Origin of the sequence: Streptomyces sp. NPDC006283, from assembly GCF_040613325.1 — a bacterium.
In the GTDB taxonomy this organism is placed as follows: Bacteria; Actinomycetota; Actinomycetes; order Streptomycetales; family Streptomycetaceae; genus Streptomyces.
Map to the genome: position 1 here is coordinate 1 of NZ_JBEXRZ010000027.1, position 23419 is coordinate 23419.

Here is a 23419-nt window from a genome sequence, read left to right on the forward strand (position 1 = left end):
GCCACGATCAGGGTGATCAGGCCGATCGGGATGGTGAAGATGCCGCTGATGATGGCGAAGGCGCCGTAGACGATCGAGCAGACGCTGACGCCGTGCGAGCGCAGGTACGCGACGGGATCGATGTCGGAGCCGTAGTCCGCGGTGGTCCGGGCCTCGAAGTGCAGGTGCGGGCCGGTCGAGTTGCCGGTCGAGCCGGAGAGGCCGATCTGCTGGCCGGGGGTGACCCGCTGGCCCACGGAGACGCCGATGGACGACAGGTGGCCGTACTGCGTGTAGGTGCCGTCGTTCATGCGGATGACGATGTTGTTGCCGTACGCGCCGCCCCAGCCGGCCTCGACCACGGTGCCGGAGCCGACGGCGACGACCGAACTGCCGGAGGCGGCGCGGAAGTCGACGCCCGAGTGGCTGCCGGAGGACCACAGGGCGCCGCCGGTCTTGTAGCCGGTGGTCACGGAGGAGCCGGCGATCGGGAGCCGGAAGGAGTTCAGGCGCTTGCGCTCGGCCTCGCGGGCGGCGCGCTCCTTGGCCTCGCGGGCCGCCTTGGCGCGGGCCTCGGCCTTGCGCTTCGCCTCGGCCTCGGCCTTCGCCTTCGCCCGTGCCTTGGCGGCGGCCTCCTGGGCCTCCTGCTCCTGGGCGGCGGCCTGGTCGGCTATCTCGTCGGCGATCGACCCCATGGAGACGATCTGGGTGAGACCGGTGTCCTCGACGGGAGTGGCCTCGGCGTCGGCGGCGAGCGCCGGGGAGGCGAAGCTTCCGATGACGCCGGTGGTGGCGAGGGCAGCGACGCCCGCGAGGTTCGCGCTGCGGCGCGTCAGGCGGCTCGGGGCACGGTGCTTCCCGGTGGCACGGGTGAACGCCATGAAGAGGCTGGTCCTTTCCTTCCTTCTCGCCTACCGGGTTAGCTGACGGGTTCGGAGCAGGAAGGTCTCCTACGGGCCCCTCCGCGCGGGCGAAGGCGTCCGATTCACCCCAGGGACTGCGTGGGTCCCCGGCTCCCCAGGCTCGCGCCTGACGGGGACTCGGCGATGACTGTCCGATGCCGCGGGTGCGGCGATCTTCTGGCGAACAGCCGGATCGACGCTAGGCAGCTCATCTGTCATTCACCAAACGGACAGCCCATTTTGTAGCGCATGCCACAGGGCAGAATGGCCACCTTCCCCGCAAAACAGACAAAGCACGGAACCCCGGCAGACGATCAGAAGCCGGGGTTCCATTTGGGCACCATGTACCCATTTCAAGCCGTATGCCCGATAAGATACTTTCAATCAGCCCGTGACGACGGTCACTTCACCGATGCCGAGGGCCTTGACCGGCTCCTCGATCTGCGCCGCGTCACCGACGAGCACGGTGACCAGCCGGTCCACCGGGAAGGCGTTGACCACCGCCGCAGTGGCCTCCACCGTGCCCGTCTCCGCCAGCCGCACGTACAGCTGCGCCTGATAGTCGTCCGCAAGGTGCTGCTCGACCTGATCGGCCAGCGTGCCCGCCACGGACGCCGCCGTCTCGTACTTCAGCGGGGCGACGCCCACCAGGTTCTGCACGGCGACATCGCGCTCGGTGTCGGTGAGCCCCTCGGCCGCGAGGGTGCGGAGCACCTTCCACAGGTCCTCGAGCGCCGGGCCGGTGTTGGGGGTGTCCACGGAGCCGCTGATGGCGAGCATCGAGGCGCCCGAACCGTCCGGCGCGGAGCGCAGCACCTGGGCGAAGGACCGCACGCCGTAGGTATAGCCCTTCTCCTCGCGGAGCACGCGGTCGAGGCGGGAGGTCAGGGTGCCGCCGAGGCAGTACGTGCCCAGCACCTGGGCGGGCCAGACGCGGTCGTGGCGGTCCGCACCGATACGGCCGATGAGCAGTTGCGTCTGCACGGCGCCGGGGCGGTTGACGATGACCACCCGGCCGGTGTCGTCGGCGCTGACGGCCGGCACGGGCCGGGGCTCCGCGCTGTCGCCCGTCCAGGAGCCCAGCGTCTCGGCGAGGACGGCGTCCAGATCGACGCCGGTGAGGTCACCGACGACAACCGCTGTCGCAGTGGCGGGGCGCACATGCGCGTCGAAGAAGGCACGCACGGCCACCGAGTCGATCCGGGCCACCGTCTCCTCTGTGCCCTGTCGCGGGCGCGAGACACGCAGCTCGGCCGGGAAGAGCTCCTTGGACAGCTGCTTGGCGGCCCGGCGCCCCGGGTTGGCCGTCTCGTGCGGGATCTCGTCGAGGCGGTTGCGGACCAGCCGCTCGACCTCGCCGTCCGCGAAGGCGGGGGCGCGCAGCGCCTCGGCCAGCAGGCCGAGGGCCTTGGGCAGCCGGGAGACCGGAACCTCCAGGGAGACCCGGACACCGGGGTGGTCGGCGTGCGCGTCGAGGGTGGCACCACAGCGCTCCAGCTCGGCGGCGAACTCTTCCGCGGAGTGCTTGTCGGTGCCCTCGGAGAGCGCGCGCGCCATGATCGTGGCGACACCGTCGAGGCCCTCGGGCTCGGCGTCCAGCGGGGCGTCGAGGGAGATCTCGACGGCCACCACCTGCTGGCCGGGGCGGTGGCAGCGCAGCACCGTCAGGCCGTTGTCGAGCGTGCCGCGCTCGGGCGCCGGAAAGGCCCAGGGGCGGGGGTCGCCCGCCTTGGGCTGCGGGTGGAAGTCCATGGTCACGGCAGCGTCGCTCACTGGTCCGTCCCCTCGTGCTCGTATCCGTCGGCCGCTTCGGTCTCTTCGGCGATCGGTTCGTAGACCAGCACCGCCCTGTTCTCGGGGTGCAGCCTGGCCTTGGCGACCGCCTGCACCTCCTCCGCGGTGACCTCGAGCACCCGCTTGACAGCGGTGAGCGCCAGCTGCGGGTCGCCGAACAGCACCGCGTAGCGGCACAGTTCGTCCGCGCGGCCGGCCACGGTGCCGAGCCGGTCCAGCCATTCACGCTCCAGCTGGGCCTGTGCGCGCTCCATCTCCTCCGCCGTGGGGCCCTCGGCCGCGAAACGCGCCAGCTCCTCGTCGACGGCCGCCTCGATCTGCGGCACCTCGACGCCGCCGGACGTCTTGACGTCGAGCCAGCCCATCGACGGGGCGCCGGCCAGCCGCAGCAGACCGAATCCGGCCGCGACGGCCGTCCGGTCCCGGCGGACCAGGCGGTTGTGCAGCCGGGAGGACTCGCCGCCGCCGAGAACGGTCAGAGCCAGGTCGGCCGCGTCGCACTCGCGCGTGCCGTCGTGCGGGAGGCGGTAGGCGGCCATCAGGGCGCGGGCCGGAACCTCCTCGACGATCTCCTCGCGCAGCTGCGCGCCGATGTTCTCGGGCAGGCTGCCGTCCCGGGGCGGCTGCTTGCCGTCGTGGGACGGGATGGACCCGAAGTACTTCTCGATCCAGGCGAGCGTCTGCTCGGGGTCGATGTCACCGACGACCGACAGCACGGCGTTGTTGGGCGCGTAGTACGTACGGAAGAAGGTGCGGGCGTCCTCGAGGGTCGCCGCGTCCAGGTCGGCCATCGAGCCGATCGGGGTGTGGTGGTACGGGTGGCCCTCCGGGTAGGCGAGGGCGGTCAGCTTCTCGAAGGCCGTGCCGTACGGCACGTTGTCGTAGCGCTGGCGGCGCTCGTTCTTGACGACGTCGCGCTGGTTCTCCATCGACTCCTCGTCAAGGGCGGCCAGCAGCGATCCCATACGGTCGGCCTCCAGCCAGAGCGCCAGCTCCAGCTGATGCGTGGGCATCGTCTCGAAGTAGTTGGTCCGCTCGAAGCTGGTGGTGCCGTTCAGCGAGCCGCCGGCTCCCTGGACGAGCTCGAAGTGACCGTTTCCCTGCACCTGGCCCGAGCCCTGGAACATCAAGTGCTCGAAGAGGTGGGCGAGTCCTGTACGGCCCTTGACCTCGTGGCGTGAACCGACGTCGTACCAGAGGCAGACCGCGGCGACCGGGGTCAGGTGGTCCTCGGAGAGCACCACGCGCAGGCCGTTGGCCAGGCGGTGCTCGGTCGCTGACAGGCCGCCGGAACCGGCCTGCGCTGTGGCCGTGTGACCCATGGGCATGTACGTCCCTTCGATCGCGAAAACTGGATTTGCTCCCAGACCTGCCACTGTATGCAAGCGTGCTGACACCTGGCGAAGTTCCCGGGCCGCGATCTGCACTGTTCCCCCCTGGGGGCGGGTGGTATTCCGGGTCGCGGTCGGGGTTGTCAGCGGCACGGTCCACAATGGTCCGCGTCAGATGCCCAACCTGGTACGTGAAGGAGCAGCAGCCGCGATGGCCCGCCGCAGCACGAAGACCCCGCCGCCGGACGATTTCGAGGAGAGGATCCTCGACATCGACGTCGTGGACGAAATGCAGGGCTCCTTCCTCGAGTACGCGTACTCGGTGATCTACTCCAGGGCCCTGCCGGACGCACGCGACGGCATGAAGCCGGTGCACCGCCGCATCGTCTACCAGATGAACGAGATGGGGCTGCGTCCGGACCGCGGCTATGTGAAGTGCGCGCGCGTCGTCGGCGAGGTCATGGGCAAGCTGCACCCGCACGGCGACGCGTCGATCTACGACGCGCTCGTGCGCATGGCGCAGCCGTTCTCGATGCGTCTGCCGCTGGTCGACGGCCACGGCAACTTCGGCTCGCTGGGCAACGACGACCCGCCGGCCGCGATGCGGTACACCGAGTGCCGGATGGCGGACGCCACCAGCCTGATGACCGAGTCGATCGACGAGGACACGGTCGACTTCCAGTCGAACTACGACGGCCAGGAGCGCGAGCCCGTCGCCCTCCCCGCCGCCTATCCGAACCTCCTGGTCAACGGCGCTTCCGGCATCGCGGTCGGCATGGCGACGAACATGCCGCCGCACAATCTCGGCGAGGTCGTCGCAGCGGCACGCCACCTCATCAGACACCCGGGCGCCGACCTCGAGACGCTGATGCGCCATGTGCCGGGCCCCGACCTGCCGACGGGAGGCCGCATCGTCGGTCTCAGCGGCATCAGGGACGCGTACGAGTCCGGCCGGGGCACGTTCAAGATCCGCGCCACCGTGTCCGTGGAGAACGTGACCGCGCGCCGCAAGGGCCTCGTCGTCACGGAACTGCCCTTCACGGTCGGTCCGGAGAAGGTCGTCGCGAAGATCAAGGACCTCGTCGGCTCGAAGAAGCTCCAGGGCATCGCGGACGTCAAGGACCTCACCGACCGGCAGCACGGACTGCGTCTGGTGATCGAGATCAAGAACGGCTTCATCCCGGAGGCCGTACTGGAGCAGCTCTACAAGCTGACGCCGATGGAGGAGTCCTTCGGCATCAACAACGTCGCGCTGGTGGACGGGCAGCCGCTCACCCTCGGTCTGAAGGAACTGCTCGAGGTCTATCTCGACCACCGCTTCGACGTTGTCCGGCGGCGCAGCGAGTTCCGCCGCACCAAGCGGCGTGACCGGCTGCACCTGGTCGAGGGTTTGCTGGTGGCGCTCCTCGACATCGACGAGGTCATCCGCCTCATCCGCTCCAGCGACAACTCGGCGCAGGCCAAGGAGCGGTTGATCCAGCACTTCTCGCTCAGCGAGATCCAGACGCAGTACATCCTGGACACACCGCTGCGCCGGCTCACCAAGTTCGACCGGATCGAGCTGGAGAGCGAGCGCGACCGGCTTACCGGAGAGATCGACGAGCTGACGGGCATCCTCGAGTCGGACGCCGAGCTGCGCAAGCTGGTCTCCTCCGAACTGGCCGCGGTGGCCAAGAAGTTCGGCACCCCGAGGCGCACCGTCCTGCTGGAGTCCGCGGGCACCCCGGCCCCCGCGGCGTCGCTGCAGGTGGCCGACGACCCGTGCCGCGTGCTGATGTCCTCCACCGGCCTTCTCGCGCGTACGGCGACGGGCGAACCGCCGGCGGACGAGGGCGGCAGGCGCACCAAGCACGACCTGGTCGTCTCCGCGGTGCTCACTACGCAGCGTGGCGAGGTGGGCGCGGTGACCTCGAGCGGGCGGCTGCTGCGCCTCTCCGTGATCGATCTGCCCCAGCTCCCGGACACGGCGGCCGCACCCAACCTTTCCGGCGGCGCCCCGGTCGCCGAGTTCCTGTCGCTGGAGGCCGACGAGACCGTCGTCTGCCTCACCGGTCTCGACGAGTCGTCGCCGGGTCTCGCACTCGGCACACGGCAGGGCGTGGTCAAGCGGGTGGTACCTGACTACCCCTCCAACAAGGAGGAGCTGGAGGTCATCACCCTCAAGGAGGGCGACCGGATCGTCGGCGGCGTCGAGCTGCACACCGGTGAGGAGGACCTGGTCTTCATCACCTCCGACGCCCAGCTGCTGCGCTACCCGGCCTCGCAGGTGCGTCCGCAGGGCCGGCCGGCGGGCGGTATGGCGGGCATCAAGCTGGCCGAGGGTGCGGACGTCATCTCCTTCACCGCGGTGGATCCGGCGGGCGACGCGGTGGTCTTCACCATGGCCGGCTCGCACGGCACGCTGGACGACTCGGTGACCACGGTGAAGCTCACGCCGTTCGACCAGTATCCGCGCAAGGGCCGCGCCACGGGCGGTGTGCGCTGCCAGCGCTTCCTCAAGGGCGAGGACGTGCTGGTCCTGGCCTGGGCAGGCGCCGCCCCCGCCCGGGCCGCGCAGAAGAACGGCGCCCCGGCCGAGCTCCCGGAGCTCGATCCGCGGCGCGACGGCTCGGGCACCCCTCTCGCGTCGCCGGTGGCGGTGCTCGCGGGACCGGGGAGCTAGTAGCCGTAGCTGTCGCTGTCGCTGTCGCTGTCGAAGGAGTCTTCGGACGGGTCGTCCGAAGGCTCCTTCGGTACGTACCGCAGGACACCCCACAGACTGTGCTCCTCAGGGACGTCGTCCGGGCCCCTGAGGCGCGCCGCGTCGAGTTCGCCCAGCAGCGCGTCGGCGTCGAGGCCGGACCCGATGAGCACCAGCTGGGTCCGCCGCTGCGTGTCGCCGGGGGGCCACGGCTGCGGGTAGAAGCGCAGGAATCGGCCGACGGAGTGCACCGCGTACCGGTTGCGCGGATCGAGCGCTCCGAAGTCGACGAATCCCTTGATGCGATAGAGCCCTTCGGGGCGTGAGTCGAGGAAGTCCAGCAGCCGGCGCGGATGGAGGGGCTCGCCGGCACTGAACGAGGCGGACTCGTAGGCGGCGTGCAGATGCCCGTCGTGGCTGCCGTCCCCGCCGGGATCGTGGCCTTCGTGATCGTCGTAGAGGTCCTCGAAGGACAGTTGTCCCACACGCTCCGTCCGCGGGCGCGGTTCGAAGAACAACTCCGCGTCCACCCGCCCGTACGACGCCGGGATCACGGCGGCCCGGTCGGTGAGGGCGGTGATCTGCTCGCGCAGCCTGCGCTCCGTCGCCTCGCCGACCCGGTCCGCCTTGTTCAGCACGACGAGGTCGGCGACGGCGAGGTGCCTGTCGATCTCCGGGTGCCGTTCACGGGTCCGCTCGAACTCCGCCGCGTCGACGACCTCGACCAGGCCGCCGTACACGATGCGATCGTTGTCGCTGGCGAGGAGCATCCGGACGAGCTCCTGGGGCTCGGCGAGACCGCTCGCCTCGATGACGATCACATCGAGCCCGGCGGCGGGCCGTGTGAGCTTGTCCAGGAACACGTCGAGTTCGCTCGCGTCGACGGCGCAGCACAGACAGCCGTTGCCCAGGGACACCGTGGAGTCGCCGAGCTGTCCGGCGACGGTCATGGCGTCGATCTCGATCGATCCGAAGTCGTTGACGATCGCGCCGATCCTGGTCCCCCGGCTGGTGCGCAGCAGATGGTTGAGCAGGGTCGTCTTGCCGGATCCCAGAAAGCCCGCGAGGACGACGACGGGGATCTGCGGCTTGCTCAAGGCGGTACCTCCGGGGGCTCACACGGGCGTGGCCCCAGGATATGGGCCGGTCAGAAGGGAGCCGGGAGCGGCTGCGGCGGGGGCGCACCCACGTAACGGGCCGCCGGTCGGATGATCTTGGAGTCCTCCGCCTGCTCCAGGATGTTGGCGCTCCAGCCCACGACGCGCGCGGCGCAGAACGTCGGCGTGAACATCTCGCGCGGCAGCCCGCAGAGCTCCATGACGACTCCCGCGTAGAACTCGACGTTCGTGTGCAGCTCACGTCCTGGCTTCAGCTCCGCGAGGATCGCCTCGACGCGTGACTCCACCTCGACGGCGAAGTCGACGAGTGGTCCCCCGAAGCTCTGTGCGATCCCGCGCAGCATCCGCGAGCGCGGGTCCTCCGTGCGGTAGACGGGGTGACCGAATCCCATGATCCGCTCCCCCGCGAGAACGCGTTCCCTGATCCACGGGTCGATGCGGTCGGGTGTGCCGATGGCGTCGAGCGTGTCGAGGGCCCGGCTCGGCGCACCACCGTGCAGCGGACCGGACAGCGCGCCGACGGCTCCCGTGAGGCACGCGACGACATCGGCTCCTGTGGAGGTGATCACCCGGGCGGTGAAGGTGGAGGCGTTGAACCCGTGGTCGACGGTGGAGATCAGATACTGCTCGACGGCGCGGGCGCGGGCCGGCTCCGGCTCCTGACCGGTCAGCATGTAGAGGTAGTTGGCGGCGTACGGCAGGTCCTGGCGCGGCTCGACCGGCTCGAGCCCCTGCCCGAGGCGGTGCAGCGCGGTGAGCAGGGTCGGTACGGCGGCGCAGGCGGCGAGTGCGTCCGCCCGGCGGCGCTCGGGGTCGAGGTCGTACACGGGGAGCATGCCCGCCGAGGCGCCCAGCAGGGACAGCGCCGTGCGGAGTCCGGCGAGCGGGCCGGAGGCGGAGCCGGCGCGCGCGATGGCCGGCAGTGCCGCCTTCACCTCCCCGGCGAGCCCGCGCAGCGAGGCGGTGTGTGCGACGAAGGCCGCACGCTCGGCGGCGTCCGGGAGCCTGCCGTGGAACATCAGGTGCCAGACGTCCTCGAAGGTGCCGCGCTCCGCCAGTTCGACGGCCGAGTACTGGCGGTAGTGGTAGAAGCCCTCACGTCCGCGGACGTCCCCGAGCGTGGTGTCGGTGACGACTACGCCGGCGAGTCCGCGCGGTACGGCCGGGTGTGCGGTGGGTGCGCTGATCGGCATGGTGCTGCCCTCCCTCTTTCCTGCTTGCACTGTCCATGCTTGACTGGATCACTGTCAATATTGATTGAATCAACATGGATAGGGTCTCTGTCATGACGGATCGCCCACCCGCCGAGAGCCGGCCCACCGAACCGCGCCTCACGACCCGCGAGGCGGCCGAGCGTCTCGGGGTGAAGCCCGAGACGGTGTACGCGTACGTGAGTCGTGGCCAGCTGACCAGTCGGCGCGGTGCCAACGGCCGTGGCAGCACCTTCGACGCCGCCGAGGTCGACGCTCTCGCGCGCAAGGGCAGGCGGGACGCCCAGCCCGCCGGCGACCTGGTGTTCCGCACCGGCATCACGCTCATCGAGCAGGACCGCTATTACTACCGCGGGGTCGACGCCGTCGAACTCGCCGACCGGTACATGTACGAAGAGGTCGTGGGGTGGCTGCTGACGGGCCGTCTCGAGCCCGGCCGTCGGTTCGTCACCCCGCGCGAGCCCCTCGAGGCGGCCCGCGACGCGGTCCGCGCGCTGCCCGGACACGCCTCGACGATGGACCGGCTGCGCGTCGCCGTCGTCGCCGCCTCCGTGACCGACCCGCTGCGTTTCGATCTCGACCCGGAGATGGTGGTGGGCACCGGCACCTGCCTCATCTCGACTCTCGTCGACGCAACGCCCGTGGTGGGTCGCAACCACCGGGGCGAGGGCCCGCTCGCCTGGCGGCTGTGGCCCCGTCTCACCGACCGGCCGGCCGACGAGGCGGTGCTCCGAGTCCTGGACAAGGCGCTGTGCCTGCTCATCGACCACGACCTCGCCGCGTCCACGCTGGCCGCCCGGGTCGCCGCGTCCGCCCGAGCACACCCCTACGCCGTTGTCTCCGCCGGGCTCGGAGCGCTGGAAGGGCCGCTGCACGGCGCCGCGAGCGGGCTCGCCCACCGGATGCTGACCGAGGTGCTCGAGCGGGGCGGCGCCGCACCCGTCGTGGCGGACCATCTGCGGGCGGGCCGCCGGGTGCCGGGGCTCGGCCACCGCCTCTACGCCGGCCGGGACCCGCGCGCCGAGGCGCTGTTCGCGGCCCTCGAGGACGTGCCGCAGGCACAGCCGGCCCTCGCGGCCGCCCGGGACGTGGTCGACACGACCGCCCGTCACACCACGCTGCACGCCAATGTGGACCTGGCGCTCGCCGTGCTGTCGGTGGCGTCGGGGATGCCCGCCGATGCCGGGGAAACGGTCTTCGCGGTGGCGCGCACCGCGGGCTGGATCGCGCACGCACTGGAGGAGTACGCGGAGCGGCCGCTGCGCATGCGCCCCAGCGGCCAGTACAACGGCCCCCGCCCGCCCCGGCCGCTGCCCTGAGGCGCGCCGACCGAGAGGGTTCGGCCCGCGGCCGTCACGTCCGCAGCCACACCGCGGTGTCACGCGGCAGTCGGCCGCCGGCGTCCAAGGGACCGCTGGCGAGCAGCACACGGGCGGGCGCCGGCAGTTCGGCGGGCTGCACGGCAAGGTTGACGACGCAGACCAGACCGTCGGTACGGGCGAAGGCCAGCACCCCGGGCGCGGCCGGCAGCCAGTGCAGCGGCCCGTCGCCGAAGCCGGGCAGGGCGCGGCGCAGCCGCAGGGCCTCCCGGTACAGCGCCAGCATCGAGCCGGGGTCGCCGGCCTGCCGGTCCGCCGCGTACGCCGACCAGCCCTCGGGCTGCGGCAGCCACGGTTCGGTCCGTGAACCGAAGCCGCAGTAGGGGGCGTCGGCGTTCCACGGCAAGGGGACCCGGCAGCCGTCCCGGCCCGGGTCCGTGCCGCCGGACCGGGAGTACATCGGATCCTGTATCCGCTCCGGCGGGATCTCGGCCTCGGGAAGCCCGAGTTCCTCGCCCTGGTACAGGTAGACCGACCCGGGCAGCGCCAGCGTGAGCAGGGCCGCTGCCCTGGCCCGGCGGGTGCCGAGCGCCAGGTCGGTCGGAGTGCCGAACGCCTTGGCGGCGAAGTCGAAGCCGGTGTCCTCACGTCCGTAACGGGTGACCGTGCGGGTGACGTCGTGGTTGCACAGCACCCAGGTCGCGGGGGCGCCGACCGGCGCGTGCTCGGCGAGGGTCTCGTCGATGGTGCGGCGCAGCCGCTCGGCGTTCCAGGGGCTGCTGAGGAAGTTGAAGTTGAAGGCGGTGTGGAGCTCGTCGGGGCGGAGGTAGCGGGCGAAGCGCTCGGAGTCCGGCAGCCACACCTCCCCGACGAAGATCCCGCCGTACTCGTCGGCCACCGCCCGCCAGGAGCGGTAGATGTCGTGGAGCTCGTCCCGGTCGATGTAGGGGTGCGGGCCCACGCTCTCAACGAAGTCGGGCAGCTCGGGGTCCTTGGCCGGCAGCGCCGCGGAGTCGATCCGTACGCCCGCGACACCCCGCTCGAACCAGAAGCGCAGCACCTCCTCGTGCTCCCGACGGACGTGCGGGTGGGCCCAGTTGAGGTCGGGCTGCTCGGGTGTGAAGAGGTGGAGGTACCACTCGCCGTCCTCGACCCGGGTCCAGGTGCTGCCGGAGAACTGGGAGGGCCAGTCGTTGGGCGGCAGTTCCCCGTTCTCGCCGCGGCCGGGGCGGAAGTGGAACAGCTCGCGCTCCGGGGCACCCGGTCCGGCCGCGAGCGCGGCCCTGAACCAGGCGTGCTGGTCGGACACATGGTTGGGCACGATGTCGACGATGGTGCGGATGCCCAGCCCGCGGGCCTCCGCGATCAGCTTCTCCGCCTCCGCCAGCGTCCCGAAGGCCGGGTCGATGGTGCGGTAGTCGGCGACGTCGTAGCCGCCGTCGGCCAGTGGCGAGAGGTACCACGGGGTGAACCAGATCGCGTCGACGCCCAGTTCCGCCAGGTACGGCAGTCTCGCCCGTACGCCCGCGAGGTCTCCGGTGCCGTCGCCGTCGCCGTCGGCGAAGCTGCGGGGGTACACCTGGTAGATGACGGCGTGGCGCCACCAGTCGTCGGTGGGGTGCGGATGACGGGCCGGGTGAAGGGCTGCCACGTGACGGTCCTTTCGGGCGGGTGGGACTCCACCGCCGACCCGGAAGCGGGGCGTCCGGTACGGGCCGGCGGCGGAGACGTGATGGACGGGCGGCCCGGCGGTGCGTACTCAGCCCTTGAGGCCGCCTGCCGTGAGTCCGCTCATGATGTTGCGCTGGAAGATCAGGAAGATCAGGAGCGTCGGCACGGACGCGATGGTGAGCGCGGCGATGAGAACGTTCTCCGGCACTCCGGCGGAGAGCGAGTAGATGCCGACGTTGAGGGTCTGTTTTGTCGGGTCTGGCAGGGTGAGCATCGGCCAGAGGAAGTCCTTCCAGACGCCGACCACCGCGAAGATCGAGACGACACCCAGGATCGGCCGGGAGATCGGCAGGACCACCGACCACAGGATGCGCATCGGCGAGGCGCCGTCGATCGAGGCGGCGTCGAGGAGCTCCCGCGGGATCGAGTCGAAGAACCTCTTGAGCAGGAAGATGTTGAAGGCGTTGGTGACGGACGGGAGCCAGATGGCCCAGGGCGAGTTGAGCAGGTTCCGCTCGACGACCGGCACGTCCAGCACCGTCAGGTACTGCGGTACGACGAGCACCGTGGCCGGGATCATCAGCGTGGCCAGCATCATCGCCAGGATGGCTTTGCCGAGGACGGGACGCAGTCTGGAGAGCGAGTAGGCGGCGGCCACGTCGAAGACGAGTTGGAAGGCGAGCGCGCCGAAGGCGTAGTAGAGCGTGTTGAACAGCAGCCGGGACAGGTCCATGACGTCCCAGGCCCGCGAGTAGTTCTGCGGCTGGAGCGACTCGGGGACGAGGGTGGGGGGCGACTGGACGATCTCCTGGGTGGTCTTGAGACCTCCGGTGACCATCCAGTAGAGCGGGCCGAGGAAGACCAGCGTGAACAACCCCACGACCAGGACGAAGGTCACCCAGTACAGGATCTTGCCGCGGGGCCTGGCCAGTTGGGCAGGTGAGATGAGCGTGCGTGTGGACATGTGTCGTCTCCCAGCGCCCTAATCGTCGTCGCTGCCGCGGTTGAGCCGCACGTACGCGGCCGAGAACCCGGCGAGCAGCACGAGCAGGACCAGTCCGAGCGCGGCCGCGCTGCCGTAGTTGTTGAAGTTGAAGGCGTACTGGTAGATGAGGTAGACGACGGTCGTGGTCGAGCCCTCCGGGCCGGCGCCGTTGGTGAGCAGGAACGGCTCGGTGAAGACCTGCATCGTCGCGATGATCTGCATCAGCAGCATCACCGACAGGATCAGCCGGGTCTGTGGAACGGTGACGTGCCAGATCTTGCGCAACAGGCCCGCCCCGTCGAGCTCCGCCGCCTCGTAGAGCTCACCGGGGATGCTCTGCAGTGCTGCGAGGTAGATCAGCGTGGCGCCGCCCATGTTCATCCAGGTGGCGGCGATGACCACGGAGAGCATCGCGGTGTCCGGGTCCTGGAGCCACTGCTGCTGCGGCAGGTGCAGGAAGGCCAGGAACTCGTTGAGCAGTCCGTGCCCCGGGTCGTACAGGTACTTGAAGAGGAGGACGGAGGCGACGGGCGGCAGCATCACCGGCAGGTAGACCAGCAGGCGGAGATAGCCCTGGGCGTGACGGAACTCGTTCAGCACGAGGGCCACGGCGAACGGCACGGCGAAGCCGAGCAGCAGCGCGAGCGCCGTGAAGAGGAGGGTGTTCTCCCACGCCTGCCAGAAGGCCGGGTCGTTGAAGACGGTGGTGAGGTTGGACCAGCCGGCCCAGGTGGTCCGCCCGTCCTCGGTCTTCTGGAAGGCCAGGAGGAACTCCCTGACCATGGGGTACCACGAGAAGAACGAGAAGCAGAGCACGGCGCCCATCAGGAAGCCGTGAGCGGTGAGATTGCGGCGCAGGGCCCGCTTGAGGGACCCGCCCGGCGGTCTGCCGCCGTGTTCTCCGGGCCGGGTACGGCGGGGCTCGGCCGCCTTGGCGGTCGACAGGGTGGGGGCCGACATCGTCGCTCCTTGCTGCTGTCGGGGCCGGACACTTTGGCCCCGCGTCGGCTACTGGTTGGCCAGGATCTGGTTGACCTGGGACTCGGCGGTTGCGAGGAGCTCGGTCACGTCCGCGTCCTTGTTGGTGAGGATTCCGGACATCACGTTGTCGAGGACCTTGTAGATCTCCTGGGCCTTCGGCGGCTCTGCCTTGCCCTTGACCGGGTTGTCCATGAATGCCTTGAAGTTCTCCACCGGCATCGTGGCGTGCTGGGTGCGGGCAGCGTCGTCCTCGGCCTTGGTGTCGTTCAGCCAGAAGTTCGGCTGCGGAAGACCGACGGGCAGCTTGTCCGCCTTCCTCCGCTCCCAGTCGAACTGGCCTTTGCCGGCGGTGAGCGTCTGGAAGTTCAGCCAGGCGACGGCGGCCTTGATCTTGTCGGACGAGATGCCCTTCTTGACCATGTAGCTGTTGCCGCCGAAGAGGGTCGCCTTCCCACCGGGGATCGGCCCCATGCCGAAGTTCTCGTACCGGGCGCCGAGTTGCTGGACCATGTAGGTCACGTCGTCGGGGGCGGCGAGGAACATACCCAGCTTGTCGGACGCGATCTGCTTCTGCAGGTCGCCCCATTTCAGCAGCTGCGTCTTGCCCATGCTGTCGTCCTCCCAACGCATGGCGTGGAGGTTCTCGGCGACCTGCCTGCCGAGCTCGTCGTTGAACGCGGCCTTCTCCCCGCTCGCGTCGACGATGTCCCCACCCAGGCTGTACATCTGGGCGGTGAAGTGCCAGCCGCCGGTGTTGGCGGCGCTGTACTCGCCGAAGCCGGCGATTCCCTCACCGAGGGCGGCGATCTTCTTCGCCGCGGACCGCACGCCTTCCCAGGTCGTGGGCGGGGTGTCCGGGTCGAGGCCGGCCTGCTGGAACAGCTTGCGGTTGATCAGCAGGCCCATGGTGTATCTGCTGGTCGGCAGACCGTAGAGCTTGCCCTCGTGCTTCAGGGAGTTCAGCACGTCGGGGTCGATGTCTCCGAGCGCGGGGACCGATCTCTTGTCGACGTAGGCGCTGATGTCGGCGGCTCCGTCGTTGTCGAGCACCTGCTTCAGATCGGTGAAGTACGTGTAGAACACGTCCGGTTGCGACTTGGCCTTCAACATCGCGGTGAAGCGGGGAGGTTCCAGACACTGGCCAGGGGTGGAGCGGCCCTCGATCCTGATGTTGGGGTACGTCCTGTTGAACTCCTTGACGTCCTCGTTCCACTCCTTGCGCTCGGCCGCCTTGGCAGTCGGCGGCATGCAGTCGATCGTGAGCGTCAGCTTCGTCTTCGGATCCAGAGGCGCCGACGGGTCGGACGAACCACTGCTGGACTCGGGCTCGTTGTCGCTGCTGCTGCTCGTGCCGCAGGCGGCCAGGGCGGTCAGGGCGAGCACGGAGACGACTGCGGTCGCTGTGGTGCGACCGGCACGGCGGAACCAGGCACTTCGCATCGAAGGTCCCCTTCGGCATGAGCATGGAGGACCCGCGGCAGACATGCTGCGGGGCGCGGCACACTCAACCACCGTCGATAGATGCCCGCAAGATGTCGCGCAGATTCCGCAAAAGTTTGGCAGTCACTTGTCAGGGGCTGGAACGCAGAAAAGGGCGAGCGCCACGCACCACGCCCCTGGCGACCGACTACCTCGGCGCCTGGCCCGTCGAGCCCCGCACCACCAGCTCCGGCTCGAACAGCAGCTCACCGGGGGGCACCTCGCCACCCTGGATCTGAGCGGCCAGCAGCTCGACCGCCGCCCGCCCCATGGCCTCGATCGGCTGCCGCACGGTCGTCAGCGGCGGCTCCGTGCAGTTCATGAAGGCCGAGTCGTCGAAGCCCACCACAGAGATGTCGGCGGGCACGGCGAGCCCCCGGCGCCGGGCCGCCCGCACCGCGCCGAGCGCCAGCGGGTCGCTGGCGCAGATGATCCCGGTGACCCCCTTGTCCAGCAGCCGCGCCGTCGCCGCCTGACCGCCCTCCAGGGAGAACATCGAGCGCTCCACGAACTCGTCGGGCAGGCCGCCGCCCGAAGCCCCGGCCACGGCGCGCGCGGCCGCGAGCTTGCGCCGGGAAGGCACATGGTCGCCGGGCCCGAGGACAAGGCCGATGCGTTCGTGCCCGAGCGAGGCGAGGTGCCGCCACGCCTGCTCCACGGCGACGGCGTCGTCGCACGAGATGCAGGGGAAGTCGAGGCCCTCGATGGAGGCGTTGACGAGGACGACCGGGATCCTGCGCTCGGCCAGCAGACGGTAGTGGTCGTGCGGCGCGTCCGCCTGCGCGAAGAGGCCGCCGGCGAACACGACACCGGACACCTGCTGCTGCAGCAGCAACTCGACGTAGTCGGCCTCGGAGACGCCGCCCTTCGTCTGGGTACACAGCACCGGAGTGAGGCCCTGCTGGGCCAGCGCTCCGCCGATCACCTCGGCGAAGGCGGGGAAGATCGGGTTCTGCAGCTCGGGCAGCACCAGCCCGACCAGGCGCGCGCGTTCGCCCCGCAGCTGCGTGGGACGCTCGTAACCGAGAACGTCCAGCGCCGTCAGCACGGACTGCCGGGTGGCTTCGGAGACCCCCGGCTTGCCGTTGAGGACCCGGCTGACCGTGGCCTCGCTGACTCCTACCTTCTTCGCCACCTGAGCAAGTCGTCGCGTCATGCGCGCAAGGTTAGCGCAAGCCCTGCAAGCCGCTTGCGTCAGTGTCCTCTGACCGTCCCGCACCCGCCGACTACGGATTGATGTTGATATGCCCCTCCGGAACCCATGCATCGGTACCGGCGGCATCCTTCGCTCCGGTCGGGAAAACGAAAGCTGGCCGCAAGGCCCGCAAGCGGTTTGCGCCCTCGCGGAAATTTCGTAAAGCGGACCGCTCCGCTTACCGTTCCTAGGCATGAGTCCCGTACCGACCGCCCGCGCCCGGCGACGGCGGTTCGGCTGGCCGCAGCGGGTGTTCTCCCAGGTCCTGCTGATGCAGCTGACGATCGTCACCGGTGTCACAGCCCTGGTCACGGGCCTGTTCCTCGCCCCGCTCAGCGCCCAGCTCGACGACCAGGCGATGCGCCGCGCCCTCGCAATCGCGGAGACCACCGCGTCCCCGGAGCTCGCGGAGGAGCTGACCGGCTCCCGCCCGACCGCCGACGGCCCCGTGCAGGCCGACGCCGAACGGATCAGGCAGGCCACCGGCGCCGAGTACGTCGTCGTCATGGACGGCCGCGGCGTGCGCTGGTCCCACACCTCCCCGGCCCAGATCGGCCGTATCGTCTCCACCGACCCCAGCGAGGCGCTGGCCGGGCGGGACGTGATGGAGATCGACAGCGGCACCCTCGGCCGCTCGGCGCGCGGCAAGGTACCGCTGCGCGACACGGACGGCCGGATCGTCGGCGCGGTGTCCGTGGGCATCGAGTACGACAGCGTGCGGGCACGGCTGCTGGCGGCGATCCCGGAGCTGCTCGCCTACGCGGGCGGCGCGCTGGCCGTCGGCGCCCTCGCCGCCTACCTCATCTCCCGCAGACTCCAGCGGCAGACCCATGACCTCGCCTTCTCCGACATCTCCGCCCTGCTCGCCGAGCGCGAGGCGATGCTCCACGGCATCAGGGAAGGCGTCGTGGCCCTCGACGCGGCCGGACGCATCCGACTGATGAACGACGAGGCCCAGCGGCTGCTCGGGGTCGGTCCGGAGGCCACCGGACAGGCGCTGGACGAGGTGCTCGGCGAGGGACGCACCACGGATGTGCTGGCGGGCCGGGTGAGCGGCGACGACCTGCTGACGGTACGGGGCAGCCGGGTACTGATCGCCAACCGGATGCCGACCGACGACGGCGGTGCCGTCGCCACGCTGCGCGACCGCACCGAGCTGGAACAGCTCGGCCGGGAACTGGACTCCACCCGCGGGCTGATCGACGCCCTGCGCGCACAGGACCACGAGCACGCCAACCGCCTGCACACGCTGCTCGGACTGCTGGAGCTGGAGATGCACCAGGAGGCGGTCGAATTCGTCACCGAAGTCGTCGGGGTGCACCGAGCGACTGCGGAGCAGGTCACCGAGAAGATCCACGACCCGCTGCTCGCGGCGCTGCTCGTCGGCAAGGCGACGGTCGCCGCGGAGCGCGGCGTTTCGCTGCGCCTGGCGCCGGGGACGCTGCTGCCCGACCGCCTGGTGGATCCGCGCGGGCTGGTGACGGTGGTCGGCAACCTGGTGGACAACGCCCTGGACGCCGCCGCCGGCACGCAGGACCCGACGATCGAGATCGAGCTGCACGCGCAGGGACGCACGGTGACCTTGCGTGTGGCGGACAGCGGCCCCGGGGTACCGGCCGAACAGCGCGAGTTGATCTTCACGGACGGATGGACCACCAAGGAGCTGCCGGCTCACGGCAAACGCGGCCTGGGCCTGCCGCTGGTGCGCAGGTTCGCCGAACGGCAGGGGGGCAGCGCGGCGGTGCGCGAGTCCGCGGCCCAAGGCGCCGAGTTCTCCGTCGTACTGCCCGACGCCCTGACGGAGACCGGGGCGGTGGCGACGCACAGTCACGGCCACGGCCTCGAGCAGGATGGACGAGAGGACGGAGTGGTGGAGGCGGACGACGTACGAGAGACACGGCAGTCACGATGATCGACGTACTCGTCGTGGACGACGACATCAGGGTCGCGGAGATCAACGCGGCCTATGTCGCCAAGGTGCCCGGTTTCCGGGTCGTGGCGCAGGCCCATTCGGCCGCAGAGGCGCTCGCCCGGATCGCGGAGGTTTCGGTCGATCTGATCCTGCTCGACCACTACCTGCCGGACGAGAACGGCCTGTCGGTCGTGCGTGAGCTGCGCAGGCTCGGCCACCAGACAGACGTGATCATGGTGACGGCGGCGAGGGACGTGGCGACCGTCCAGGCGGCGATGCGCCACGGCGCACTCCAATACCTGGTCAAGCCGTTCAACTTCGCCGGACTGCGCGCCAAGCTGGAGGCGTACGCAACGCTGCGCCGCACCCTCGACAGCGGGGGTGAGGCCGAACAGGCCGAGGTGGACCGGATCTTCGGCACGCTGTCGGCCGGCTCCGTGGCCCCTGAGCTGCCCAAGGGGCATTCGCCGACCACGGCCGAGGTCGTACGGCAGGTGCTGCTGGCTGCCGAGGGGCCGCTCTCGGCGCAGGAGATCGCGGAACGCGCGGGGGTGAGCCGGCAGACCGCGCAGCGCTACCTGAAGCTTCTGGAACGGACGAACAGGGTGCGGCTGACTCTGAGGTACGGCGAGACGGGCCGCCCGGAACACCGCTACGTGTGGTCGGCGAGCGTCTGACGCGCCCGGTACGCCACGGGCGCCGGGGGCGGGGCGTCGGCTCGCACCGCACGTTCCGGTCACACCGCGCCGGCTCCGGTCAGCGACCGCACCTCCGTCTCGGCGTGCTTCGCCGCGTCCGGCGGCTCCGCCGAGGTGACCGTGCCGATCCAGCCGGCCAGGAAGCCCAGCGGGATCGAGACCAGCCCCGGGTTCTCCAACGGGAAGACATCGAAGTCCACACCAGGGAACAGGGCGCGTTCGCCGCCTGAGACGACGGGCGAAAGGATCACCAGCAGCACAGCCGGGACGAGTCCTCCGTAGACCGACCAGACCGCGCCGCGGGTGGTGAAGTTCCGCCAGAACAGCGAGTAGAGCAGGACGGGCAGATTGGCGGAGGCAGCGACCGCGAAGGCCAGCCCCACCAGGAACGCCACGTTCAGGTCGCGGGCCAGCAGACCGAGCGCGATCGCGACCGCCCCGATTCCGACCGCTGCGCCCCGCGCGACCGCGACCTCGCTGTACTCCTTCCGGCCGGAGCCCGCATCGCCGTCTGCCCTGCCCGGCTCCATGCCGCCGACGGGCGCCGGAGCGGAACGCCGACGCCGCAGCGAGGCGTAGAGATCGTGGGCGACCGAGGCCGAGGAGGCCAGCGTGATCCCCGCGACGACGGCCAGGATCGTCGCGAACGCCACGGCGGCGACGACCGCGAAGAGCACCGTGCCCCCGGTCGAACCCGCACCCCCGCCGAGGTCGAGGGCGAGCAGGGGCACCGCGGTGTTCCCCGAGGCGTTGGAGGAACGGACTTCGTCGGTGCCGAGCACGGCGGCCGCTCCGAAACCGAGCACAATGGTCATCAGGTAGAAGCTGCCGATGAGACCGATGGCCCAGACGACCGAGCGGCGGGCAGCCCGCGCGGTCGGCACCGTGTAGAAGCGGGACAGGATGTGCGGCAGTCCTGCCGTGCCGAGCACCAGTGCCAGGCCGAGGCTGATGAAGTCCAGGCGTGCGGTCCAGTCCCCGCCGTAGCGCAGCCCCGGTGAAAGGAAGTCCTTGCCGTGGCCGCTGTGCGCGGCAGCGGCGTTGAGCAACTGGTTGAAGTCGCCGTGGAATCGCGCGAGCACCAGCAAGGTCAGGGTGATGGCGCCCGCCATCAGCAGCACGGCTTTCACGATCTGGATCCAGGTGGTGGCTCGCATCCCCCCCAACGAAACGTAGATCACCATCAGGGCGCCCACTCCGATGACGGTCCACGAGCGCGCGGCCTCGCTCGTCCCGCCCAGCAGCAGCGCGACCAGGCTCCCGGCCCCGACCATCTGCGCCACCAGGTAGAGAACGGACACGGTGACCGAGGAAGTTCCCGCGGCGATCCGCACGGGCCGCTCGCTCATCCGCGCCGCGACGACGTCGGCCAGAGTGAACCGGCCGCAGTTGCGGACCAGTTCGGCGACCAGGAACAGCACGACCAGCCAGGCGACCAGGAAGCCGACGGAATACAGCATTCCGTCGTAGCCGTAGAGCGCGATGAGCCCCGAGATGCCGAGGAACGAGGCGGCCGACATGTAGTCGCCGGCGATGGCGAACCCGTTCTCCATCGGCGAGAACAGCCGCCCGCCCGCGTAGAACTCCTCGGCGGAACCATGCCTGTTGCGGCTCACCCACGTGGTGATACCGAGTGTGACCGCGATGAACGCGCAGAACAGCAGCAGTGCGAGCGCCTGATGGTCCCCGTTCATCGCCCGGCCCCCCTGGTCATCTCCTGGGTGTCCCATCGCAGGTCGAGCGCCGCCCGGTCCCGGCGCAGCCTGGCATGGCGCGCATAGGCCCAGGTCAGCAGGAACGTGGTGAGGAACTGGGCGAGACCCGCGACCATCGCCACGTTCACCGCTCCGGCCACCGGCCTGGCCATCAGAGCCGGTGCGGTCGTGGCGGCGACGACATACGCCAAGTACCAGACGAGGAAGGCGACGGACATGGGAACGACGAACCGCCGGTAGCGGGCTCGCACCTCCTGGAAGGCGTCGCTGCGCTGCACCTGGAGGTAGATGTCCCCGGCGCCCGGCCCGGCGCCGGGTAGGTCTCCGGAGGCGGGCGGAGCGCCGGAAGCAGGGGCTCCGGTGCTGTCCCGGTCGCTCCAGCCGGAGGCCAGAGCGTCGTACCACGGGTCCTCGAGCCGCATGGGGACCGCGTCCCGGCCTGCCTGCTTCTCCACGCTCAACTCTCCTTGCCGACGAACCGTTTCGGCCGCCTGCCCAAGGATGGACAGAGTGGGAAGATCCCGGACTCTTCTCTCGGTGGTCTTCACCCCATCAGGTGACGCTCGCTCCCGGAGGCTGCACGAGACCCTCGCGATAGGCATAACGGACCGCCTGGGCCCGGTCGTGGAGGCCCGCCTTCGCGAACAGGTTGTTGATGTGGGTCTTCACGGTGGCCGTGGAGATGCCCAGCCGCCGGGCGATGTCCGCATTGCCGAGGCCCTCCGCGATCAGGGTGAGCACCTCGCCCTCGCGGGCGGTCAGCCCGTCGGGCAGCCGGGGACCGGCAGGCAGCGGCTCCGCGGTGACCTGCTCGAGCAACCGCTGCTGGACAACCGGGGACAGCCCCGCGCGACCGGCGACGACGTCCTGGATCGCCCGCACGATCTCGTCCCCGTCGGCGTCCTTGGTGAGGTAGCCGCGTGCGCCCGCCCGCAGCGCCGGAAAGAGCGAGTCGTCGTCCGCGTAGGTGGTGAGTACGACGACCTGGGTGGCGGGGTGCTCAGCGCGGATCCGCCGCGTCGCCTCCACGCCGTCGACCCTGGGCATCCGCAAGTCCATCAGGACGACGTCGGGGGTCAGTTCGGCCACGAGCGCGATGGCCTCCGCACCGTCCTTGGCCGAGCCGACGACCTCTATGCCCGGCAGCAGCCCGAGCAGCATCACGATGCCCTCGCGCACCACCGCCTGGTCGTCGGCGACGATCACCCGGGCAACATGTCCGGTCATGCCGGCACCCGCAGTCGCACCACGAACCCCTCCCCCTCCGGCCCCGCGTCCAGGGTGCCGCCGGCCAACTCCGCCCGCTCGCGCATCCCCAGCAGACCGTACCCGGCTCCGGAAACCTTGAGCTCACCAGTCTTTCCGCGTGCCCCGAAATCCCGTACCTCCAGGCAGACTTCGCCCTCCAGGTAGGCGAGCACCATGCGCACCTCGGCTCCCGGCGCGTGCTTGCGCACATTGGTCAGAGCTTCCTGGGCCACTCTCCGCACGGCTTGCGAAGCCTCGGCGGGAAGCGGCCGCCGCTGCCCGGTGACCTCGGTCCGCGCGGCGTCGGCGGCTGTCAGCTCGCGCAGATAGTCCTCGACCGGCGCCATCTCTCCGCGCAGGGCCGACAGAGCCTGCCTCGTCTCGGCGAGTCCTTCTCTGGCCATGCCGCGCGCCGCCACCACCCGCTCCAGGATCTGGTCGCGGAAGGGCCCTTCGGGACCGCGCTCGATCTGCAGCCTCGCCGCCTCCAGGTGCACCATCTGAGCGGACAGGCTGTGCGCGAGCACATCGTGGATCTCACGGGCGATACGGGCCCGCTCGGCGAGCGCGGCGGAAACCGCCTCGGCCTCGCGAGCGGCCCGCTCCTGGGCGAGGAGCCGGAAGCCGGCGCCCCGCGCCTCCGCGTCCAGGCGCAGGGCGTAGCCCCCGAGCAGGACCGAGGCGAGCGTGGCAACAGCTCCCCAGTCGCTCCCGTCGGCCGTCGCGAAGCCCGGGGCCATGACCGTCACGACCGCAAAGGCCGCAGCGAGCGGCAGACGTTCCATGGACATGACGCACGCACCGATCCACAGCACCATCGCCGCCACGGGTACGTCCGCGAGGCAGGCTCCCCAGCCGACGGCCGCGAAGACGGCGACCAGCGCCATCGAGGGCAGCAGGCGGTGGGCGAGTGTCGTCAGGTGATAGCGGGCGCCTGCGGCCGCGCAGGCCGCGAAGGCCAGCGGGGGCAGCACGGCGCCCCAGCCGTGGAAGACGTCGGACGAGTACGCACTGATGACGGCCCACAGGGACAGGGCGGCGAGCAGGGCCATGTCGAGCGCCATCCGGGCTCGGGGGATGCCGAGGCGCGACAGCGCCTCCTGGCTGGGCCACTGGGCCCACTTGCCTCCACGCACGTCCGTCCCCCTCCGTCACGGCCGATGCTACGGAGGAGGCCGGCGCCACGGATCGGACCGGGGGT

General features: G+C 70.4%; 17 protein-coding genes, 1 pseudogene and 1 riboswitch. Of the genes and pseudogenes, 4 read left to right on the plus strand and 14 right to left on the minus strand.

All coding sequences use genetic code 11. From position 1 onward, the window contains the following. Positions 1-80 precede the first annotated feature (80 nt). From ABZ070_RS08585 to ABZ070_RS08595, 3 genes and pseudogenes are all read right to left on the minus strand, one after another. Positions 81-860, minus strand: a pseudogene (locus ABZ070_RS08585) (M23 family metallopeptidase); the annotation flags it as partial. A gap of 13 nt (positions 861-873) precedes the next feature. After that, positions 874-1035, minus strand: a riboswitch (cyclic di-AMP (ydaO/yuaA leader). 230 nt (positions 1036-1265) lie between these two features. After that, the gene (locus ABZ070_RS08590; RefSeq protein ID WP_356631445.1) at positions 1266-2633 is read right to left on the minus strand and encodes a pitrilysin family protein; all 1368 of its coding nucleotides are present in this window, start codon (positions 2631-2633) and stop codon (positions 1266-1268) included. Positions 2634-2650: 17 nt separating this feature from the next. Beyond that, entirely contained in the window at positions 2651-4003 is a 1353-nt protein-coding gene (locus tag ABZ070_RS08595; protein WP_356631375.1) for a pitrilysin family protein, read from the minus strand. Positions 4004-4217: 214 nt separating this feature from the next. Between ABZ070_RS08595 and ABZ070_RS08600 the strand changes: the two genes are divergently transcribed. Further along, positions 4218-6668 carry a DNA topoisomerase IV subunit A gene (locus ABZ070_RS08600; protein ID WP_356631377.1) on the plus strand — a complete coding sequence of 817 codons (2451 nt, stop codon included), beginning with the start codon at positions 4218-4220 and terminating at the stop codon, positions 6666-6668. On the opposite strand, the gene ABZ070_RS08605 is transcribed toward ABZ070_RS08600, so the two are convergent. Then, positions 6665-7783 carry a GTP-binding protein gene (locus tag ABZ070_RS08605; RefSeq protein ID WP_356631379.1) on the minus strand — a complete coding sequence of 373 codons (1119 nt, stop codon included), beginning with the start codon at positions 7781-7783 and terminating at the stop codon, positions 6665-6667. The genes ABZ070_RS08600 and ABZ070_RS08605 overlap by 4 nt on opposite strands. 50 nt (positions 7784-7833) lie before the next feature. Beyond that, entirely contained in the window at positions 7834-8997 is a 1164-nt protein-coding gene (locus ABZ070_RS08610) for a citrate synthase/methylcitrate synthase (RefSeq protein ID WP_356631381.1), read from the minus strand. A 92-nt stretch (positions 8998-9089) separates the two neighbouring features. Here ABZ070_RS08610 and ABZ070_RS08615 point away from each other — a divergent pair, with 92 nt between their 5' ends. Then, positions 9090-10334 carry a citrate synthase gene (locus ABZ070_RS08615; protein WP_356631383.1) on the plus strand — a complete coding sequence of 415 codons (1245 nt, stop codon included), beginning with the start codon at positions 9090-9092 and terminating at the stop codon, positions 10332-10334. A 34-nt stretch (positions 10335-10368) separates the two neighbouring features. Here ABZ070_RS08615 and ABZ070_RS08620 read toward each other — a convergent pair whose 3' ends face one another. From ABZ070_RS08620 to ABZ070_RS08640, 5 genes are all read right to left on the minus strand, one after another. Beyond that, positions 10369-11985 carry a glycoside hydrolase family 13 protein gene (locus ABZ070_RS08620; RefSeq protein WP_356631385.1) on the minus strand — a complete coding sequence of 539 codons (1617 nt, stop codon included), beginning with the start codon at positions 11983-11985 and terminating at the stop codon, positions 10369-10371. A gap of 108 nt (positions 11986-12093) precedes the next feature. After that, positions 12094-12969 (minus strand): carbohydrate ABC transporter permease, encoded by an 876-nt coding sequence (locus tag ABZ070_RS08625; RefSeq protein ID WP_356631387.1) that lies wholly within the window; start codon positions 12967-12969, stop codon positions 12094-12096. Positions 12970-12987: 18 nt separating this feature from the next. Next, positions 12988-13950: a sugar ABC transporter permease gene (locus ABZ070_RS08630; protein WP_356631389.1), complete on the minus strand. Its 963-nt coding sequence runs from the start codon at positions 13948-13950 to the stop codon at positions 12988-12990. Between the two features lie 48 nt (positions 13951-13998). Next, the gene (locus tag ABZ070_RS08635) at positions 13999-15411 is read right to left on the minus strand and encodes an extracellular solute-binding protein (protein WP_356631391.1); all 1413 of its coding nucleotides are present in this window, start codon (positions 15409-15411) and stop codon (positions 13999-14001) included. Positions 15412-15598: 187 nt separating this feature from the next. Next, positions 15599-16606 carry a LacI family DNA-binding transcriptional regulator gene (locus ABZ070_RS08640; RefSeq protein WP_356631393.1) on the minus strand — a complete coding sequence of 336 codons (1008 nt, stop codon included), beginning with the start codon at positions 16604-16606 and terminating at the stop codon, positions 15599-15601. Positions 16607-16838: 232 nt separating this feature from the next. Between ABZ070_RS08640 and ABZ070_RS08645 the strand changes: the two genes are divergently transcribed. Beyond that, positions 16839-18557: a sensor histidine kinase gene (locus tag ABZ070_RS08645; RefSeq protein WP_356631395.1), complete on the plus strand. Its 1719-nt coding sequence runs from the start codon at positions 16839-16841 to the stop codon at positions 18555-18557. Beyond that, entirely contained in the window at positions 18554-19234 is a 681-nt protein-coding gene (locus ABZ070_RS08650; protein WP_356631397.1) for a response regulator, read from the plus strand. Before ABZ070_RS08645 ends, ABZ070_RS08650 begins: the two co-directional genes overlap by 4 nt. Before the next feature lie 59 nt (positions 19235-19293). Here the strand turns inward: ABZ070_RS08650 and ABZ070_RS08655 are convergent, their stop codons facing one another. The 4 genes from ABZ070_RS08655 to ABZ070_RS08670 all read right to left on the minus strand — a co-directional run bounded on the left by ABZ070_RS08655 (position 19294) and on the right by ABZ070_RS08670 (position 23354). Beyond that, the gene (locus tag ABZ070_RS08655) at positions 19294-20949 is read right to left on the minus strand and encodes a cation acetate symporter (RefSeq protein WP_356631399.1); all 1656 of its coding nucleotides are present in this window, start codon (positions 20947-20949) and stop codon (positions 19294-19296) included. Beyond that, on the minus strand, positions 20946-21392 hold the full coding sequence (locus tag ABZ070_RS08660; RefSeq protein WP_356631447.1) for a DUF485 domain-containing protein: 447 nt from the start codon (positions 21390-21392) through the stop codon (positions 20946-20948). The genes ABZ070_RS08655 and ABZ070_RS08660 overlap by 4 nt, the downstream gene beginning before the upstream one ends. 130 nt (positions 21393-21522) lie before the next feature. Beyond that, positions 21523-22197, minus strand: coding sequence for a response regulator transcription factor (locus ABZ070_RS08665; protein ID WP_356631401.1), 675 nt, complete (start codon positions 22195-22197; stop codon positions 21523-21525). Then, entirely contained in the window at positions 22194-23354 is a 1161-nt protein-coding gene (locus ABZ070_RS08670; protein WP_356631403.1) for a sensor histidine kinase, read from the minus strand. Before ABZ070_RS08670 ends, ABZ070_RS08665 begins: the two co-directional genes overlap by 4 nt. Positions 23355-23419: the final 65 nt, after the last annotated feature.

What these genes read in the sequence shown, in the direction of transcription:
- ABZ070_RS08590 (WP_356631445.1), bottom strand. Translation starts at nt 2,633, where the DNA reads ATGGACTTCCACCCGCAGCCCAAGGCGGGCGACCCCCGCCCCTGGGCC.
- ABZ070_RS08595 (WP_356631375.1), bottom strand. Translation starts at nt 4,003, where the DNA reads ATGCCCATGGGTCACACGGCCACAGCGCAGGCCGGTTCCGGCGGCCTG.
- ABZ070_RS08600 (WP_356631377.1), top strand. Translation starts at nt 4,218, where the DNA reads ATGGCCCGCCGCAGCACGAAGACCCCGCCGCCGGACGATTTCGAGGAG.
- ABZ070_RS08610 (WP_356631381.1), bottom strand. Translation starts at nt 8,997, where the DNA reads ATGCCGATCAGCGCACCCACCGCACACCCGGCCGTACCGCGCGGACTC.
- ABZ070_RS08615 (WP_356631383.1), top strand. Translation starts at nt 9,090, where the DNA reads ATGACGGATCGCCCACCCGCCGAGAGCCGGCCCACCGAACCGCGCCTC.
- ABZ070_RS08625 (WP_356631387.1), bottom strand. Translation starts at nt 12,969, where the DNA reads ATGTCCACACGCACGCTCATCTCACCTGCCCAACTGGCCAGGCCCCGC.
- ABZ070_RS08630 (WP_356631389.1), bottom strand. Translation starts at nt 13,950, where the DNA reads ATGTCGGCCCCCACCCTGTCGACCGCCAAGGCGGCCGAGCCCCGCCGT.
- ABZ070_RS08635 (WP_356631391.1), bottom strand. Translation starts at nt 15,411, where the DNA reads ATGCGAAGTGCCTGGTTCCGCCGTGCCGGTCGCACCACAGCGACCGCA.
- ABZ070_RS08640 (WP_356631393.1), bottom strand. Translation starts at nt 16,606, where the DNA reads ATGACGCGACGACTTGCTCAGGTGGCGAAGAAGGTAGGAGTCAGCGAG.
- ABZ070_RS08645 (WP_356631395.1), top strand. Translation starts at nt 16,839, where the DNA reads ATGAGTCCCGTACCGACCGCCCGCGCCCGGCGACGGCGGTTCGGCTGG.
- ABZ070_RS08650 (WP_356631397.1), top strand. Translation starts at nt 18,554, where the DNA reads ATGATCGACGTACTCGTCGTGGACGACGACATCAGGGTCGCGGAGATC.
- ABZ070_RS08655 (WP_356631399.1), bottom strand. Translation starts at nt 20,949, where the DNA reads ATGAACGGGGACCATCAGGCGCTCGCACTGCTGCTGTTCTGCGCGTTC.
- ABZ070_RS08660 (WP_356631447.1), bottom strand. Translation starts at nt 21,392, where the DNA reads ATGCGGCTCGAGGACCCGTGGTACGACGCTCTGGCCTCCGGCTGGAGC.
- ABZ070_RS08665 (WP_356631401.1), bottom strand. Translation starts at nt 22,197, where the DNA reads ATGACCGGACATGTTGCCCGGGTGATCGTCGCCGACGACCAGGCGGTG.